Source organism: Frigoribacterium faeni, assembly GCF_011761235.1.
Lineage (GTDB): Bacteria > Actinomycetota > Actinomycetes > Actinomycetales > Microbacteriaceae > Frigoribacterium > Frigoribacterium faeni_A.
Genome location: NZ_JAAOYW010000001.1, coordinates 1,272,190 through 1,288,781, shown reverse-complemented (window position 1 = coordinate 1,288,781; position 16,592 = coordinate 1,272,190). Strand labels below are relative to the sequence as shown.

Sequence of the window (16,592 nt, the reverse complement as noted above, 5' to 3'; positions counted from 1 at the left end):
ATCGGCTCCGAACACATGCCCGGGTGTCCCTAGGCACCCGGCGCGGCTCGCGGCCGCGCACCGTCGAGGGCCCGAAACTCCGACGGACGCCGAGAGACCCACCCGACTCTCGGCACGGCTCCTGCGTCAGCGTCGACGCACGGGCCTCCTAGGGGCTCGGCTCGTCCGCGGCCTCCCGGCCCAGCAGCCACGCCCGGTGCGCGACGACCACGACCGTCAGCCACGCGGCGGCGAGCAGCCAGCCGGCGAGCACGTCCGTGAGCCAGTGGTGGCCGAGGTACACGCGGCTGAGCCCGATCGACAGGGCGAGCAGCGCCGAGGAGGCGACCGTCAGCACCCGCAGGCAGCGCCGCGTCTGGCGCTGCACCAGCAGCCAGGCGACGATCCCGACGACGACCGTGGCGTTCAGCGTGTGCCCGGAGGGGAACGACGCCGACGTCTCGTACGGCGGCACGGCGTCCGACAGCGGGGGGCGGTCGCGGCCGACCAGCTGCTTGCCCACGAGGGTCATCAGCACCGAGCCGCCGCCGGCCGCGAGCCCGAGGACGACGGGCAGCCACGACCGGTCGCGCAGGGCGAGCACGACCACCACGACGAGGGCGAGCGCGGGCAGCCCCCAGACCCCGGCGGCGGTCGTCCACGCTGTCACGGCGTCGTCGAGCCCGGGGGAGCGGACCTGCGTCGCGAGGCGCAGCGTCGGCTCGTCGAGCAGCGCGACGCTCTCGTCGTCGGTGACGGCGACGTAGAGGCCCGAGACCCACGAGGAGGCGGCGAGCACGACCGCGAGCCCGACCAGCAGGACGAGGGCGAGCGCCCGGCGCGGACCCAGGCGGCGGGCCAGCGCGCGGGTGCGCGTGCCGGCCCGGGGGTCGGTGCGGTGGTCGGAAGCGGGCACCGATCCACCGTAGGCGTCACGTCGGCCTGGGTGTCCGGACCGCCTCTTTAGCCCTCGGCGGGACGGGGCACAAGGGGGTGTTCCTGACTGATTCCGGACAAAGCGCCGAACTGGGAGCAAGCTGGTGGTCGACCTCGGGTCGCCTTACCCGGCGGCGGCCCCTCACCATCTTCAGAAAGGGCTCACCATGAGCTTCATCGCCTTCATCCTCCTCGGCCTCATCGCCGGCGCCATCGCCAAGCTCATCCTCCCCGGCCGTCAGGGCGGCGGATGGCTCGCCACGCTCGTCCTGGGCGTCATCGGTGCCCTCATCGGCGGCTGGATCGGCGGCGCCGTGTTCGGCATCGGCTACGAGGGCTTCTTCTCCATCCAGAGCTGGCTCATCGCCATCGTCGGCGCCATCGTCGTCCTGCTCATCTGGGGCTTCATCACCGGTCGTCGCGGCGCCAAGCGCTGACCCGACCCGCAGCACCCGAAGGCCCCCGTCGCACTGCGGCGGGGGCCTTCGCCGTCCCCCCTCCTTCTCTCCTCGTTCAGGAACGCGCGTCCTGAGTCGCGCAGTTCAGGACGCGAGCATCCTGAACCGTGCACCGATCAGGAACTCGGGCCCGAGACTTCCTGAACGACGAGAGCAAGCGGTGCGGCCGTCGAACACGAGGAGCCGCGGGCACCGTCCCCGAGGAGGCGCGGGCATCGTCCCCGACGGAGTGCCCGCCAGCCGCTCCCGCCCCTCCCGTCCGACGCGGTCCCACCTGATCCGGCCGACCCGACCCGCACCTCCTGCGCTCCCTCGTTCAGGAACGTGCGTCCTGAGTCGCACAGTTCAGGACGCGGGCGTCCTGAATCGTGCAGCGATCAGGAACCCGGGCCTCGCGGCTTCCTGAACGACGAGAGCACACGGCCCGACCCGCACCCGGCCGTCCGGCGGCGCACCCCTCACCGGCCGGCGGGCACCGGCCCCGTCGTCCCGCGCACGACGAGCTTGGTCGGCAGCTGCACCTCGGGCTGGGCGATCGCGCCGCCCTCGAGCAGCGTGAAGAGCATCGTCGTGGCGACGGTGCCGAGCCGGTGCATCGGCTGCCGCACCGTCGTGAGCGCGGGCTGTTCGCGCGACGCCTCGGGGATGTCGTCGAAGCCGACGACGCTGAGGTCGTCGGGCACCCGCAGCCCGAGCTCGTGGGCCGTGCGCAGCACGGCGATCGCCGAGAGGTCGTTGGCGGCGAACACAGCGGTCGGCCGGTCGGCCGCGGCCCCCTCGAGCAGGGCCCGGGCGGCGCGGCGCGCCGCGCCCATCTCGAAGTCGCCGTCGCGGGTCAGCGACGGATCGCGCGTGATGCCGGCCGAGCGGAGCGCGAGGGCGTAGCCGGCCTCGCGCAGCGACGCGGAGCGCAGGTCGGGCCGACCCGCGAGGAACCCGATGCGCCGGTGCCCCAGGGAGACGAGGTGCTCGACCGCCTGCACCGCGCCTCCTCGGCTGTCGGCCTCGACGCTGGGCAGGTCGGCGCGCCCCTTGTGCGGGTCGACGGCGACCACCGGCACGCTCGCCGGCGTGGTGAGCACCGAGGGCGTGACGAGGATCGCCCCGTCGATGAGGGTGCCGCTGAGGCGGCTGAGCGAGCGGCGCTCCCAGCCGTCGGCGCCGCCGTGGTGCGCGCCGCTGTAGGCGAGCAGGTCGTACTCGGCGCCGAGCTGCCGCACGGCGGTGCCGACGCCCTTGAGCACCTCCGAGCTGAACGGCTCGAAGTCGGCGACGAGCACGCCGATGACGCCTGTGCGCCGGGCGCGCATGCTGCTCGCGACCAGGCTCGACTCGTAGCCGAGCGCGTCGACGACGGCCATGACCCGGGCGACGGTCTCGGGCGAGACGCCGTAGCGGCCGTTGACCGCCTTCGACACCGTCGCCATCGACACGCCGGCGGCGGCGGCGACGTCGTGGATCGTGGGGCGGGCGTTCACGAGCGCGAGCCTAGACCCGTCGAAAAGCTTTTCGAAAACGTTTGACACTCCTCCTCGACTTTCTGACACTTGTCCGACGCAGCACATCGGAGCGCTGCGTCACAGGCCGACCACGGCCGCTCAACGACGAGGAACAGGTGGCAACGATGACGACGACGACCCGACGACTCCTGGCAGGGTCCGCAGCCCTGCTCATGGGAGCAGGACTCCTGACCGGCTGCAGCGCAGGCGGATCCGGGGGTTCCGACGACGGCACCCTCACCCTGTGGCAGAACTCGACCACCGGCCCCGGCCAGGACTTCTGGGTCAAGGCCGCGGCCGACTTCACCGAGGCCAACCCGGACGTGAAGATCGACGTCCAGACCGTGCAGAACGAGGACTTCGACAGCAAGCTGCAGACGGCCCTCAACTCGGGCGACGCCCCCGACGTGTTCCTGCAGCGCGGCGGCGGCAAGCTCGACGCCATGGTCAAGGCCGGCCAGGTCAAGGACATCACCGACGGCATCTCGGACGACGCCCGCGCCGACATCAGCGAGGGCACCTTCGGCGCCGGCTCGATCGACGGCAAGGTCTACTCGATGCCGGTGGCCGTGCTGCCCGGCGGGTTCTGGTACAGCCAGGACGTCTTCTCGGCGGCGGGCATCACGACGCCCCCGACGACGATGGACGAGCTCGACGACGCCGTCACCGCGCTCAAGGACTCGGGCACGCAGCCCGTCGCCCTCGGCGGCAAGGACGCCTGGCCCGCCGCCCACTGGTACTTCTTCTTCGCCCTGCGCAACTGCAGCAGCGACACCCTGGAGAAGGCCGCCGCCGACCGCGACTTCAGCGACCCCTGCTGGGTCGACGCCGCGCAGGACCTCGCCGACTTCCGCGACACCGAGCCCTTCAACGAGGGCTTCCTCACCACCGCCGCCCAGCAGGGCGCCGGCAGCTCGGCCGGCCTCATCGCCAACAAGCAGGCCGGCATGGAGCTGATGGGCGCGTGGGACCCGGGCGTCATCGCCTCGCTCACCCCCGACGCGAAGCCGCTGCCCGACCTGGGCTGGTTCCCGTTCCCCGAGATCGACGGCGGCGACGGTGAGCCCGGCGCCATCATGGGCGGCGTCGACGGGTACTCGTGCTCGACCGACGCGCCCGACTCGTGCGTCGACTTCCTGAACTACCTCGCGACCCCCGACGTGCAGACGGCCTACTACAAGGCCTTCAACGCGCCCCCGGTCAACACGGTCGCCCAGGAGTCCGTCACCGAGCCCTACCTGCAGGACGTCATCAGCGCCTACAACGACGCTCCCTTCGTCTCGCAGTGGCTCGACACCGTCTACGGCCTCAACGTCGGCAACGCGATGAACGTCGCCGTGGTCGACCTGCTCTCGGGCGACGGCACTCCCGAGCAGTTCGTCGACGCCGTCGACGCCGCCGCGAAGAAGGCCTAGGAGCCCGACCGTGAGCGTCCGCGAACCGTCCGTGCGGCCCGCCGCACCGTCGCGGCCCCACGCCACCGCCGGGGGCGACGCACTCGCGTCGCCCCCGGCGGCCTCCCGGGCCGTGTCCCGGAAGGGCCGTGGGGCGCGCGCCCTCGAGATCGCGCTGCTGGTCGGGCCGGCCCTCGTGGTCTTCCTGGCCTTCGTGGTCTTCCCGATCGTGATGGCCGCCTACTACGGCTTCTTCAGCTGGTCCGGCTTCGGGGCCCCGACCGACTTCGTCGGGTTCCGCAACTACCTCACGATCTTCCAGGACACGACGTTCCTCGACGCGCTGCGGCACAACGCGACCATCGTCGTGCTCTCGCTCGTGCTGCAGGGGCCGGTCGCCATCGGCCTGGCGCTGCTGCTCAACCGCAAGCTGCGCGGCCAGTCGCTGATCCGCGTGCTGATCTTCGTGCCCTACGTCATCAGCGAGGTCGTCGTCGGCACCGGCTGGAGCCTCATGCTCCAGGGCAGCGGCGCCGTGAACGACCTGCTGACCAAGATCGGGCTCGGCTCGCTCGCGCAGGACTGGCTCGCCGATCCGAGCATCGCCATCTGGACCCTGCTCGTCATCATCACCTGGAAGTACGTCGGCTTCGCCGTCATCCTGTTCCTCGCCGGCCTCCAGGGCGTGCCCGAGGAGCTCAGCGAGGCGGCGGCCATCGACGGCGCCACCTGGTGGCAGATCCAGCGCCGCATCACGCTGCCGCTGCTCGGCCCGACCCTGCGCATCTGGGCGTTCCTGTCGATCATCGGCTCGCTGCAGCTGTTCGACCTCGTCTACATCATCTGGGGCCAGTACATCGCCGCGACCGCCGGCACCTCGACCATGGCGACCTACATGGTCGCGAACGGCCGCACCTCGGGCAGCTACGGGTACGGCAACGCCGTCGCCGTCGTGCTGTTCCTCATCTCGCTCGTCGTCGCCCTCGTCTACCAGCGCTTCGTGCTGCGTCGCGACACGGCCGGGGCCCTCACCACCTCAGGAGACGAGAAATGACCGCGAGCACCCTGCCCGCTCGCCCCCGCGGCGCGGCGGGCCCCGACGGCGGAGGCGCGCAGTCGCGTCCGCCCCGGTCGACCGCCGGTCGACCGACCCGCAGGAGGCGCGGCATCGCCGACCCCGGACGCGGCGTCGCGTACGTGGTCGCGGTGGTCGTCATCGTGGCGATGCTCGCGCCCGTCGCGTTCATCGTGCTCGGCGGCTTCCGCACCAACGCGCAGATCACGACCGACCCCTCCGGGTTCCCCAGCCCCTGGCAGGTCGGCAACTACCTCGACGTGCTCACCGGCGGCACCTTCTGGCGGCAGGTCGGCAACTCGCTGATCTCGGCCGGGGTCACCACCATCGGCACGGTCGCCCTCGGCCTCGCCGCGAGCTACGTGCTGGCGCGCTACCGCTTCGCGGGCCGCGGCGTGCTCTACGCCCTGTTCGCCGCCGGGCTGATGTTCCCGATGACCGTCGCGATCACGCCGCTCTACCTCGTGATCCGCGACCTCGGCCTGACGAACTCGCTCGCGGGGGTGATCCTGCCGCAGATCGCGTTCGCGCTGCCGACGACGATCATCATCCTCGTGCCGTTCCTGCGGGCCATCCCCGACGAGATCGAGGAGGCCGCGTTCATCGACGGCTGCAGCCGCCTCGGCTTCTTCTTCCGCATGGTGGTGCGCCTGTCGCTGCCCGGCGTGATCACGGTCGGCATCCTCGCCTTCATCGGCGCCTGGAACTCGTACCTGCTGCCGCTGTTCATCCTCAACGACCCGTCGACGTTCACCCTGCCGCTCGGCGTGCAGGCGTTCTCGTCGCAGTACTCGGTCGACACGGCCAGGGTGCTCGCCTTCACGGCGCTGTCGATGCTGCCCGCGCTGATCTTCTTCAGCCTGTTCGAGCGCCGCATCGTCGGCGGCCTGACCGGGGCGGTGAAGGGATGACCATCGAGATGCAGCACACGGACGGTCGCCACGGCGACGAGGGCGGACCCGAGGAGGCGGGGGCCGGCACGCGCTGGACCGGCGTCGGTCTCAGCGACCGCGTCCGCCGCCTCCTCGACGACATGTCGCTCGACGAGAAGCTCGCCCAGCTGGTCGGCTGGTGGGTCGACCAGGGCGGCGGCGCCGTGGCGCCGATGCAGGGCGACATGGCCCCCAACGGCGACTACGACGCCGCGACGGCCCACGGCCTCGGCCACCTCACGCGGGTCTACGGCACGCGACCGGTCGACCCGGTGCAGCGTGCCGCGTGGCTCTGGGAGGAGCAGCGCCGCCTGCGCACCGAGACCCGTCTCGGCATCCCGGCGATCGTGCACGAGGAGTGCCTCACGGGGCTCGCCGCGTGGCAGGCCGCGACGTTCCCGACGCCCCTCGCGTGGGGCGCCTCCTTCGATCCCGACCTCGTGCACGAGATGGCGGCCCTGATCGGCGGCTCGATGCGCGAGCTCGGCGTGCACCAGGGGCTCGCCCCGGTGCTCGACGTGATCCGCGACCCGCGCTGGGGACGCGTCGACGAGTGCATCGCCGAGGACCCGTACGTCGTCGGCACCATCGGCACCGCCTACGTGCGCGGCCTCCAGTCGGCGGGGGTGCACGCGACGCTGAAGCACTTCGTCGGGTACTCGCTGTCGGACGCGGGCCGCAACCACGCGCCCGCGAACGTCGGGCCGCGCTACCTGGCCGACGTGCTGCTGCCGCCGTTCGAGATGGCGGTGCGCGACGGCGGGGTGCGCTCGGTGATGAACTCGTACGCCGAGATCGACGGCGTGCCCGTCGGGTCGACGCCCGAGCACCTGACCGACCTGCTGCGCGGCGAGTGGGGCTTCGACGGCGTCGTCGTCTCCGACTACTTCTCGGTGGCGTTCCTCGAGGTGATGCACGCCGTCGCGGCCGACCGCGGCGAGGCCGCCGCGCTGGCGCTCGGGGCCGGCATCGACGTCGAGCTGCCGACCGGCGACGCCTATCTGGCGCCGCTCGCCGAGCGCGTGCGCGCCGGCCTGGTCGACGAGTCGCTCGTCGACCTCGCGGTCGCCCGGGTGCTCACGCAGAAGGAGGACCTCGGCCTGCTCGAGGGCGTCGGCGACCACGACGGCGAGGCCGCCCGCGACGGCGACGGTGACCGCGACGCTGCCCGCGACGCCGGCCGCGACGGCGACGCCGCCCCGGACGGCCCGCCGACCGAGATCGACCTCGACAGCCCGGCGCACCGCGCCGTGGCGCGCCGCCTGGCCGACGAGTCGGTCGTGCTGCTCACGAACGACGGCACGCTGCCGCTCGCCGCGCCCGCCCGCGTCGCGCTGATCGGCCCCAACGCCGACAGCACCGAGGCGCTGATGGGCTGCTACTCGTTCGTCAACCACGTGCTGGCGCACCACCCCGGCGTGCCCACGGGCATCGCCGTGCCGACGGTGGCCGAGGCGCTGCGGGCCGAGCTGTCCGACGCCGAGCTCGTCGTCGTGCGCGGCTGCGAGGTCGAGGGCGACGACCGGTCCGGCATCGACGAGGCCGTCCGCGAGGCGACCGCGTCCGACGTCGCCGTCGTCGTGGTCGGCGACCGCGCCGGGCTCTTCGGCCGGGGCACCGTCGGCGAGGGCAACGACGTCGAGAGCCTGGAGCTGCCGGGTGCGCAGCGCGACCTCGTGGAGGCGGTCGTCGCTACCGGCACGCCGGTCGTGCTGGTCGTGCTGTCGGGTCGTCCCTACGCGATCGGCTGGGCGATCTCGGGGCCCGGGGCTCCCGGGGCCGTCGTGCAGGCGTTCTTCCCGGGGGAGGAGGGCGCGCCCGCGATCGCCGGCGTGCTCTCGGGCAGCGTCGTGCCGTCGGGCCGGCTGCCCGTCTCGCTGCCGCGCTCGGCGGGGGCGCAGCCGTTCTCGTACCTGCACCCGCCGCTCGGCGGGCCCAGCGAGGTCACGAGCGCCGACAGCACGCCCGTGCTGCCGTTCGGCCACGGCCTGTCGTACACGACCTTCAAGCGGTCGCAGCTCACGGTCACGGGCGGCGCCGACGGGGCAGGCGGCGCGGACGACGCGTCCGGCGCGCCCGCCGAGGTGCCCGCAGGAGGCGCGTTCACGGCGACCGTGACGGTGCGGAACACGGGCGCCCGGGCGGGCACCGACGTGGTGCAGCTCTACGCCCACGACGTCGTCGCCTCGGTGACCCGTCCGGTGGCGCAGCTGCTCGGCTACGCCCGGGTCGCGCTCGAGCCGGGGCAGGAGGCGCGGGTCGCCTTCCGCGTGCCGACCCCGCGCCTCGCGTTCAGCGACCGTCGGATGCGCCGCGTCGTCGAGCCCGGCGCCGTCGACCTCTGGGTCGGCGCCTCGTGCGACCGGCGCGAGACGGAGGCGCAGGTCGCCCTGACCGGGCCGGTGCACCTCGTCGGCCTCGACGACGAGCGCGTGGTGGGCGTCGCGGTCGAGCTCGGCTGAGGCCGGCAGGCGGGTCGGGGGCCCGGTGTGCGGTCGAGCTCAGCCGAGCTCGGCCCGCACGCCGGGGAACCTCGCGTCGACCTGGGCGCCGATCGCCTCGGCGAGCACGTCGCCGAGGGCGAAGAAGAGCTCGTCCGCGGGCTCGGACATGTCGGGGCCGACGGGCTCGTCGCGGTCGACCGGCTCGGCGAGGACCTCGTCGAGGCCGGCCGGGCCGCGGCCGTGCCGTCCCAGGGCGTCCGCGGCGTCGGCGAGCAGCCCGACCCGGTGGCCGTCGCGGGCCAGGGCGTCCTCGACGTCGCCGAGCACGACGGGCACGAGGGCCTCGAGGGTGCGCGGCCACAGCCACCGTTCGTCGGGCTCGTCGAGCGCCTCCCACGAGCCCGTGCGCAGCTCGTGCAGCAGGCACGGCTCGACGTACGCGAAGAGCACGCGCCAGGAGGGCTCGTCGGCCAGGTCCGCGAGCGTCGGGGCCAGGCCCGGGGAGGGAGCCGCCACGGCGGCGCCGATCCGCGTCTCGGCGAACGGGGTCGACGCGTGCCGCTCGGCCCGCTGCCGCTCGGACTCGACGACCGCGGCCCACCAGGCGGGCAGGTGCTCGGGCGCCCGGGGGTGGGTCTCGAGGTCGGCGACCCAGGCGGCGTCGCCGGGCGTCGCGGCCTCGGGGGGCTCGGGGGCGCGCCAGCGGTCGGGCCCGTTCGTGTACGGCCGCACGTCGGCGTTGAGGCGCAGGTCGAAGGAGGCGTCCGGCAGCACCGTGAACAGGGCGCTCAGCCACGCGCCCCGCTGCGGATCGGTCGTGGTCTCGCGCAGCTCGCGCACGAGGTCGACGGCCCGGTCGGGCAGCAGCGGGCCGCCCTGCCAGAGCGTGCCGTCCTGCAGCAGGGTGCTGCTCGTGACCGAGGCCCACCGGTCGAGGACGACGAACTCGTGGTCGGCGCGCGACCACGTCACGCCGCGGTGGGCGTCGACGACGTCCATCGCCAGCTGCCGGACGAGGAGGCGCGCCTCGCCGCGCGCTCCCGGCTCGAGCAGCTCGTCGTCGTGGGTCTGCGGCCGGCGGACCGCGCTCGCCAGCCAGGCCGGCGTGTGCCGGCGCGACCGCGGGTGGTCGGCGAGGTCGAGCACGAAGTCGGTGTCGTAGGGGAGCGCCGGCACCGGCCGCACGCCCTCGCGGGCGCTGTGGGCGAGGAACGCCGGGCGGCCGTCGTGGTCGTACGTGAACGTCTCGTGCACCGTCTCGCCGGTGAGGTGCCGGCTGATGTGGAGGGAGGCGACGAACCACGCGCCGCGCTCGGGGTCGGCGGTCTCGTTGCGCAGCTCGACGAAGGTCGAGCGCAGCTCGGCCGGCGCGGGCACGAGCCGGCGCCCGTGCTGCGGGTGCGAGACGAAGACGCGGCAGGTCGTGATGCCCGCGACCTCGCCGAACACGGCGTCCAGGCCGTCCCACGGCACGCGGGCCGCCGCGGCGCGGGCGAGGTCGACGACGGTCTTCTCGAGGGGGTGCACGGCCCCACCGTACCGAGCGCCCCCGTCACGCGCCGGGGGTCAGCCGCGCACGGCCGCCCGCACGACCTCGACCGGGATCTTCGGTCGGCGACGTTCGTCGAGGAGGCCGTTGGCCTCCTGCCGCGTGTCCGTGAGCTGCGTGTAGCAGAAGCCGGCGAGGAACGGGCTCGCCGTCACCGCCCCGAGCACCCCGGTGAGGTGCTCGGCGAACTGCTCAGGGCTGCCGGCGCTCGAGTAGCCCCAGGCGCCCTCGGTGCCGCCCTCCGACGTGTCGTAGCGGATGCCGCCGAACTCGGTGAGCATCACGGGGGCGTCGGGGCTCGTCGTGCCGGGCAGGAGGACCCGGCGGCCTGCGGGGCCGAAGCCGTCCAGCAGCCGGCGGCGCGCCTCCCCGGCTCCGTACCGCTCGGCGAGCACCTCGGGGTCCGCCTCGTAGTCGTGCACCGAGACGATGTCGGACGCGACGTGCTCCCAGCCGTCGTTCGAGACGACCGGCCGGGACGGGTCGAGGGCCCGCGTCAGGTCGGCCATCGACCGGGCGAAGGCCTGCTGCGCGGGGTCGTGCGCGATGTGCTGCACGCCCCAGCTCTCGTTGACCGGCACCCAGGTGACGATGCACGGGTGCGAGACGTCGCGCCGCACGGCCTCGGTCCACTCGGCGGCGAGGCGGGCGACGGCGGTCGGCGAGAACTCGAAGGCGCCCGCCATCTCGCCCCACACCAGCAGCCCCAGGCGGTCGGCCCACCAGAGGAACCGGGGGTCCTCGACCTTCTGGTGCACGCGCACCGCCGTGAAGCCGAGCGACTTGACCAGCTCGACCTCGACGCGCAGCGCCTCGGCGCTCGGGGCCGCCAGGTGCGACTCGGGCCAGTAGCCCTGCGCGAGCACGCTGCGCACGTGGTACGGGCGGTCGTTCAGCACGAAGGCGCCCTCGGCGACCGCGACCGAGCGCAGGCCGAGGTACGACGCGACGACGTCGGTCGCGGCGCCCGCTCCCGCGCCGCCCGCGCCTCCGGCGTCCGGCGCGCCCGCCGGCGACAGCGTCACCGTCGCGTCGAGCAGCGTCGGCGACTCGGGCGACCAGAGCAGCTCCTCGTACGACTGCCCGTTGCGCTGGTCGGGCAGCACGAGCCGCACGGGCACGTGCCGCGACGACACGGCGACGCCCGCCCGGGCCAGCTCGCGGCCGTCGTGCGAGACGACGACCTCGACGCGGCCCGCGGCGGGCACGGGCCCGCGCAGCTCGACGTCGAGCCCCACGGTCGCGTGCGGCAGGTCGGTGGTCCACGTCAGCGAGCGGATCGACGTCCGGGGCACCGCCTCGAGCCAGACCGGCTGCCAGATGCCCGTCGTGCGGTGGTACCAGATGACGTGCGGGTCGAGTCGCCAGTCCTGCTTGCCGCGGGGCTGGGTCACGTCCGAGGGGTCGTCCTCGGCGCGCACGACGAGCAGCTGCTCGTCGCTCTCGGGGTCGAGGGCCTCGGTGGCGTCGAGGGTGAACGGGGTGTGCCCGCCCTCGTGCTCGCCGAGCAGCACGCCGTTGAGCCAGACGCGGGCGCGGTGGTCGACGGCGCCGAGGTGCACGAGGAGGCGCGGCGCGGCCTCGTCGAGGCCGGTCCGGTCGAGCTCGTCCCGGCTGACCGACCGCGAGTACCAGACGACGGGGTGGAACCCGGTGTCGCCGATGCCCGACGCGGGGGACTCGGGCGGGAACGGCACCTCGATGGAGCGCGGGCCGACCGGGCGGCGGTGCCAGCCCTCGTGCTCGCCGACGTCGTCGTCGTCGACCGCGAAGCCCCACGGGCCGGAGAGGTCGGTCCAGTCGCGGCGGAGCAGCTGCGGCCGGGGGTGGGTGCCGTCCTGCAGCGAGGCGCGGATCGGGGTCGGGGCGTCGTCGCCCGGTGAAGTCGTCACGCGGACAGTGTGCCGGAAATGTCCAGCGCTGTAAATCAGGCGTGGAGGGGCAGCGCGGGGGCGCTGCCGCGGTGGACGACCTCGAAGTCGACGAGCACGTGCCGGCCCAGCTCGTCGAAGCCGGCGATGCGCTCCTCGAGCATGTCGAGGGCCCTCGTCGTCAGCGCGACGAGGTCGGGCCGCACCGTCGTGAGGCCCGGCTGGGTGAACGAGGCCATGGCGACGTCGTCCCAGCCCGTGACCACGACGTCGTCCGGCACGCGGACGCCCGCGTCGCCCAGGGCCCGGAGCGCGCCGATGGCCGCCAGGTCGTCGCGGCAGACCAGCCCGTCGAAGCGGACGCCGGCCTCGAGGGCCGCGGTCACCGCCTCGGCGGCGCTCGCCGACGAGACGGCGGCGCTCGGGATGACGAGGCCCATGTCGAGCGGCAGGCCCTCGGCCTCGAGCCCCTCCTGGTAGCCCTCGAGCCGCACTCGCGAGGTCGGGCTGAGCGCCGTGCGCTCGTGCCCGAGGAACGCGATGCGCCGGGCGCCGAGATCCGCCAGGTGGCGCGTCACCGTGCGGGCGGCGGCCACGTTGTCGATCATGACGTGGTCCACGCTCAGCGGTGCCCTGGCCTCGCCGAGGAGCACGACGGGCACGTCGCCGCGGTGCCGGGCGATCTCGGACGAGTCGAGCACCGACGGCTGGAACAGCACGCCGTCGACGAGGCCCGCCTCGGACGTGGAGACGATCGCCCGCTCGGCGTCGAGGGTGCCGTCGGTCTGCTCGAGCAGCAGGCGGTACCCGCGCTGCCGCGCCAGGTCGGAGACGCAGCGGGCGAGCTCCGAGTAGTAGGGGATGCTGATGTCGCTGAACGCCAGGGCGAGCAGCCCGGTGCGACCCGTCGCGAGGCTGCGGCCCGTCGAGTTCGGCCGGTACTCGAGCTCGTCGATGGCGCGCTGCACCTTGGCCCGCGTGCTCGCCGAGACGTGCACGTAGCCGCGCACGACGTTCGACACCGTCTTCATCGAGACGCCCGCGACCTCGGCCACGTCCTGCAGTCTGGCCCTCGCCATGGCTCACCTCCTCGCATCGGTGTCCCCGACCTTAGGGCACGGGGTTGACGCCGTGTTTCCAGCGCTGTACAAATACGATCACCCAACAACGGCACCGTCGCCGACAGCGTGCTCCGGCACGGCGGCGTGGTCGTACTCAAAGGAGAGCACCCCATGAACAGATCCCTCGTCACCCGGATGGTCGCCGTCGCCGCGACCGTGGGCCTCGGCGCCTCGCTCGCCGGCTGCAGCGCCGGCGGCGCGTCCGACTCCTCCGGCAGCGTCTCGGGCGCCGACTACACGGGCCCGAAGGTGACCATCGACTTCTGGAACGGCTGGACCGGCGGCGCCGCGCCGAAGATCGTCCCCGAGCTCGTCGAGCAGTTCAACAGCGAGCACGACAACATCGTCGTCAAGAGCGTCCCGATGGAGTGGGCCGACATCGCCGCGAAGATGCCGCTTGCCATCAAGGCGGGCAAGGGGCCGGACGTCGCCGTCGCGCACGGCGACGACGTCGCCACGTACGCCGCCCAGGGGCTGCTGCTCGACAGCGGCGACATCGTCGACGGCCTCGGCTACACCGCCGACGACTTCCCCGAGGGGCTCTTCGAGGGCAACCAGTACCAGGGCACCCAGTACGGCATCCCGTGGAGCGTCACCCCGCTGGGGCTCTACGTCAACAACGACGTGCTGAAGGCGGCCGGCGTCGACACGACGATCCCCACCGACGCCGAGTCGTACGAGGCGAGCCTCGCGGCCCTCAAGGCGGCCGGGGTCCAGGGCGAGTGGGTCGACGGCTACGTGTTCACGGGCACCTTCGAGTTCCAGAGCCTCCTCTGGCAGTTCGGCGGCGACCTCTACGACGACGACGTCACGAAGGCGACCTTCAACAGCGAGGCGGGCGTGAAGGCGCTGACCCACATGGTCGACCAGATCGAGAAGGGCTACAGCCCCGAGAACGTGCCGCAGGACGGCAACTTCAACGCCCTCGTCAAGGGCGAGAACGCCTACAACTGGAACGGCGTCTGGCAGACCACGAACGAGGCGCTGCAGGACGTCGACTTCTCGGTCGCCCCCGTGCCCCAGATCGGCACCGAGAAGGCCGTGTGGTCGAGCTCGACCGACTGGATCTTCCCGAGCAACAAGGGGCAGAGCGCCGACGAGACCTCGGCCGCCGCGACGTTCGTCAAGTGGATGAACGACAACTCGGCCGGCTGGGCCGAGACCGGCGAGCTGCCCGCGGCCAACGAGGTGCGCGACGACCCGGCGCTGGTCGAGGAGTACCCGAACCTGGCGCCGTTCCTCGAGCAGCTGCCCTACGCCCACTACGAGACGGTCTCGCCCGGCATCAGCGCCGCGTCGGCCGAGATCACCACCGCGGTCGGCGAGGCCGTGCTCGGCAAGAAGTCGCCGCAGGACGCCCTCGACGACGCGGCGACGAAGGTCGACAAGATCCTGGAGCAGAACGCGCAGACCTACGGTGGCTGACACGCTCCTCACCCCGGCCGCGCGGACCTCACGGTCCGCGCGGCCGGGCGCGCCCCGTCGCGACCTCACCGCCTACGCGTTCCTGGCCCCGTTCCTCGTGCTCTTCGCCGTGTTCGTGGTCGCGCCCGCCGTCTACGGCCTCGTCATCAGCCTCCACCGGTGGAACTCCCTGGTGCCCGTGCACCCGTTCGTCGGGCTGCAGAACTACCTCGACCTCGTCACCCCCGGGTCGCTCACCTTCGCCGACTTCTGGTCGAGCATGCGCGCGACCGGCATCTTCACGGTGCTCAGCGTGCCCCTCCTCATCGTCGTGCCGCTCCTCGCCGCAGTCCTGCTGAACCAGAACCTCAAGGGCACGACCGTGTTCCGCGGCGTCTTCTTCGCGCCGTACGTGCTCGGCGTCGCCGTCATCGGCGTCATCTGGAAGTACCTGCTCGACCCGCAGGCCGGGGTCGTCAACCACCTCCTCGGCCTGGTCGGCCTGCCCGACCGGACCCCGTGGACGGTAGACGTGCCCTGGGCCTGGTTCTCGCTCGTCGGCGTGACCATCTGGTGGACGGCGGGCCTCAACACGGTCATCCTGCTCGCCGGCCTCAAGGGCATCAACGCCGACCTCTACGAGGCGGCCTCGCTCGACGGGGCAGGCACGATGCGCAAGTTCACCTCGGTCACCCTGCCCGGGCTGCGGCCGGTCATGGTCTTCGTCACGACGACGACGATCCTCGCCTCGGCCAACATGTTCGGCCAGTCGTTCCTGCTCACCCAGGGCGGGCCGGGCAACGAGACGCGCTCTGCGATCATGTACATCGCCGACCAGGGGCTCGCCCAGGGCAACATGGGCGCCGCCTCGGCGATGAGCTACCTGCTCTTCGCCGTGCTGGCCGTCATCAGCGTCGTCAACTTCCGCATCCAACGAGAGAAGGCGTGATGACGCAGCTCGCTCCCGAACGCCTGCCCGCCGCCGCCCCGCAGCCCCCTGTCCCGGCGTCGACGGCCGAGCCGCGTCGCCGGCCGTGGCACCGCCGCCTGCCGACGGCGGCCCTCTACGTGGTGCTGTCGATCATGACGCTGGCCATCGTGCTGCCCCTGCTCTGGATCGTGCTGACCTCGTTCAAGACCGACTTCGATGCCATCAGCCGGCCGGCGTCGCCGATCCCCGACCCGTTCACCGTCGAGGCCTACCAGACCCTGTCGAGCGGGCAGCAGCCCATCTTCCGCTGGTTCCTCAACAGCCTCGCCGCCGGTGCCCTGCAGACCGTGATCATCCTCGTCACGGCCTCGCTCGGCGCCTACGCGCTGGCGCGGCTCGAGTTCCGCGGCAAGAAGGTCGTCTTCGGCATGATCGTCGCGACCCTGCTCGTGCCGCCGGTCATCTTCCTCATCCCGAACTACCTCATCGTGCAGAACCTGGGCTGGCTCGACACCATCTGGGCGATCACCGTGCCCGGCTCGGCCGGCGCGTTCGGCATCTTCTTCCTCCGGCAGTTCTTCGTCGGGCTCCCGACCGAGATCGAGGAGGCGGCCCGTCTCGACGGCGCCGGCGACCTCCGCATCTTCGCGCAGATCGTCATCCCGTTGTCCCGCCCTGCCCTCGCGACCCTCGCCGTGCTGAGCTTCCTGTCGAACTGGAACGACTTCCTCTGGCCGGTCTACGTGCTGCTCAGCCCCGAGAACCTCACCCTGCAGCCCGGGCTCTCCGTGCTGTCGGGCGCCTACTCGACCCACTTCGGCATCGTGATGGCGGGGGCGGTCATCGCCTCGGTGCCCGTGCTGGTGCTCTTCACCCTCGCCCAGCGTCAGATCGTCGACAGCGTCGCGGCCTCGGGCGTGAAGGGCTGACGACCCGGGCCCACGGGCCCGGGGGAGCGTGCCTGCCCGTCGTCGGGCAGGTCCGCCCCGGTCGACGGAG

At 73.0% G+C, this 16,592-nt stretch carries 13 protein-coding genes; 8 read left to right on the top strand and 5 right to left on the bottom strand.

From position 1 onward, the window contains the following. Positions 1-148 precede the first annotated feature (148 nt). Positions 149-895 carry a phosphatase PAP2 family protein gene (locus tag FHR78_RS05980; protein WP_166759513.1) on the bottom strand — a complete coding sequence of 249 codons (747 nt, stop codon included), beginning with the start codon at positions 893-895 and terminating at the stop codon, positions 149-151. Positions 896-1,082: 187 nt separating this feature from the next. Here FHR78_RS05980 and FHR78_RS05975 point away from each other — a divergent pair, with 187 nt between their 5' ends. Next, positions 1,083-1,352 carry a GlsB/YeaQ/YmgE family stress response membrane protein gene (locus tag FHR78_RS05975; protein ID WP_166759512.1) on the top strand — a complete coding sequence of 90 codons (270 nt, stop codon included), beginning with the start codon at positions 1,083-1,085 and terminating at the stop codon, positions 1,350-1,352. Positions 1,353-1,831: 479 nt separating this feature from the next. Here FHR78_RS05975 and FHR78_RS05970 read toward each other — a convergent pair whose 3' ends face one another. Beyond that, complete coding sequence (locus FHR78_RS05970) at positions 1,832-2,851, bottom strand: substrate-binding domain-containing protein (protein WP_166759511.1); 1,020 nt, start codon at positions 2,849-2,851, stop codon at positions 1,832-1,834. Between the two features lie 146 nt (positions 2,852-2,997). On the opposite strand from FHR78_RS05970, the gene FHR78_RS05965 reads away from it, so the two are divergent. The 4 genes from FHR78_RS05965 (at position 2,998) to FHR78_RS05950 (ending at position 8,735) form a co-directional block, all read left to right on the top strand. After that, the gene (locus FHR78_RS05965; RefSeq protein WP_166759510.1) at positions 2,998-4,287 is read left to right on the top strand and encodes an ABC transporter substrate-binding protein; all 1,290 of its coding nucleotides are present in this window, start codon (positions 2,998-3,000) and stop codon (positions 4,285-4,287) included. A gap of 10 nt (positions 4,288-4,297) precedes the next feature. Beyond that, positions 4,298-5,320: a carbohydrate ABC transporter permease gene (locus FHR78_RS05960; protein ID WP_166759509.1), complete on the top strand. Its 1,023-nt coding sequence runs from the start codon at positions 4,298-4,300 to the stop codon at positions 5,318-5,320. Then, positions 5,317-6,252 carry a carbohydrate ABC transporter permease gene (locus FHR78_RS05955; RefSeq protein WP_166759508.1) on the top strand — a complete coding sequence of 312 codons (936 nt, stop codon included), beginning with the start codon at positions 5,317-5,319 and terminating at the stop codon, positions 6,250-6,252. The genes FHR78_RS05960 and FHR78_RS05955 overlap by 4 nt, the downstream gene beginning before the upstream one ends. Before the next feature lie 122 nt (positions 6,253-6,374). Further along, the gene (locus FHR78_RS05950; RefSeq protein ID WP_243862228.1) at positions 6,375-8,735 is read left to right on the top strand and encodes a glycoside hydrolase family 3 N-terminal domain-containing protein; all 2,361 of its coding nucleotides are present in this window, start codon (positions 6,375-6,377) and stop codon (positions 8,733-8,735) included. A gap of 39 nt (positions 8,736-8,774) precedes the next feature. Here FHR78_RS05950 and FHR78_RS05945 read toward each other — a convergent pair whose 3' ends face one another. From FHR78_RS05945 to FHR78_RS05935, 3 genes are read right to left on the bottom strand one after another with little or no spacing between them, the layout of a single operon-like run. Then, entirely contained in the window at positions 8,775-10,244 is a 1,470-nt protein-coding gene (locus FHR78_RS05945; protein ID WP_166759507.1) for a hypothetical protein, read from the bottom strand. A gap of 39 nt (positions 10,245-10,283) precedes the next feature. Beyond that, on the bottom strand, positions 10,284-12,158 hold the full coding sequence (locus tag FHR78_RS05940; RefSeq protein WP_347878069.1) for a glycoside hydrolase family 2 protein: 1,875 nt from the start codon (positions 12,156-12,158) through the stop codon (positions 10,284-10,286). Between the two features lie 35 nt (positions 12,159-12,193). After that, positions 12,194-13,216, bottom strand: coding sequence for a LacI family DNA-binding transcriptional regulator (locus FHR78_RS05935; RefSeq protein ID WP_166759506.1), 1,023 nt, complete (start codon positions 13,214-13,216; stop codon positions 12,194-12,196). Between the two features lie 153 nt (positions 13,217-13,369). On the opposite strand from FHR78_RS05935, the gene FHR78_RS05930 reads away from it, so the two are divergent. The 3 genes from FHR78_RS05930 to FHR78_RS05920 are packed head-to-tail and all read left to right on the top strand — an operon-like array spanning position 13,370 to position 16,522. Further along, positions 13,370-14,683 carry an ABC transporter substrate-binding protein gene (locus FHR78_RS05930; protein WP_166759505.1) on the top strand — a complete coding sequence of 438 codons (1,314 nt, stop codon included), beginning with the start codon at positions 13,370-13,372 and terminating at the stop codon, positions 14,681-14,683. Then, positions 14,676-15,611, top strand: a complete 936-nt coding sequence (locus tag FHR78_RS05925) for an ABC transporter permease subunit (RefSeq protein ID WP_166759504.1) — start codon at positions 14,676-14,678, stop codon at positions 15,609-15,611. Before FHR78_RS05930 ends, FHR78_RS05925 begins: the two co-directional genes overlap by 8 nt. After that, positions 15,611-16,522, top strand: coding sequence for a carbohydrate ABC transporter permease (locus FHR78_RS05920; RefSeq protein WP_166759744.1), 912 nt, complete (start codon positions 15,611-15,613; stop codon positions 16,520-16,522). The genes FHR78_RS05925 and FHR78_RS05920 overlap by 1 nt, the downstream gene beginning before the upstream one ends. Positions 16,523-16,592 lie beyond the last annotated feature (70 nt).

Excerpts from the sequence above, each read along its gene's own strand:
- FHR78_RS05975 (WP_166759512.1), top strand. The coding sequence starts at position 1,083 with ATGAGCTTCATCGCCTTCATCCTCCTCGGCCTCATCGCCGGCGCCATC.
- FHR78_RS05950 (WP_243862228.1), top strand. The coding sequence starts at position 6,375 with ATGTCGCTCGACGAGAAGCTCGCCCAGCTGGTCGGCTGGTGGGTCGAC.
- FHR78_RS05930 (WP_166759505.1), top strand. The coding sequence starts at position 13,370 with ATGAACAGATCCCTCGTCACCCGGATGGTCGCCGTCGCCGCGACCGTG.
- FHR78_RS05935 (WP_166759506.1), bottom strand. The coding sequence starts at position 13,216 with ATGGCGAGGGCCAGACTGCAGGACGTGGCCGAGGTCGCGGGCGTCTCG.
- FHR78_RS05955 (WP_166759508.1), top strand. The coding sequence starts at position 5,317 with ATGACCGCGAGCACCCTGCCCGCTCGCCCCCGCGGCGCGGCGGGCCCC.
- FHR78_RS05920 (WP_166759744.1), top strand. The coding sequence starts at position 15,611 with ATGACGCAGCTCGCTCCCGAACGCCTGCCCGCCGCCGCCCCGCAGCCC.
- FHR78_RS05965 (WP_166759510.1), top strand. The coding sequence starts at position 2,998 with ATGACGACGACGACCCGACGACTCCTGGCAGGGTCCGCAGCCCTGCTC.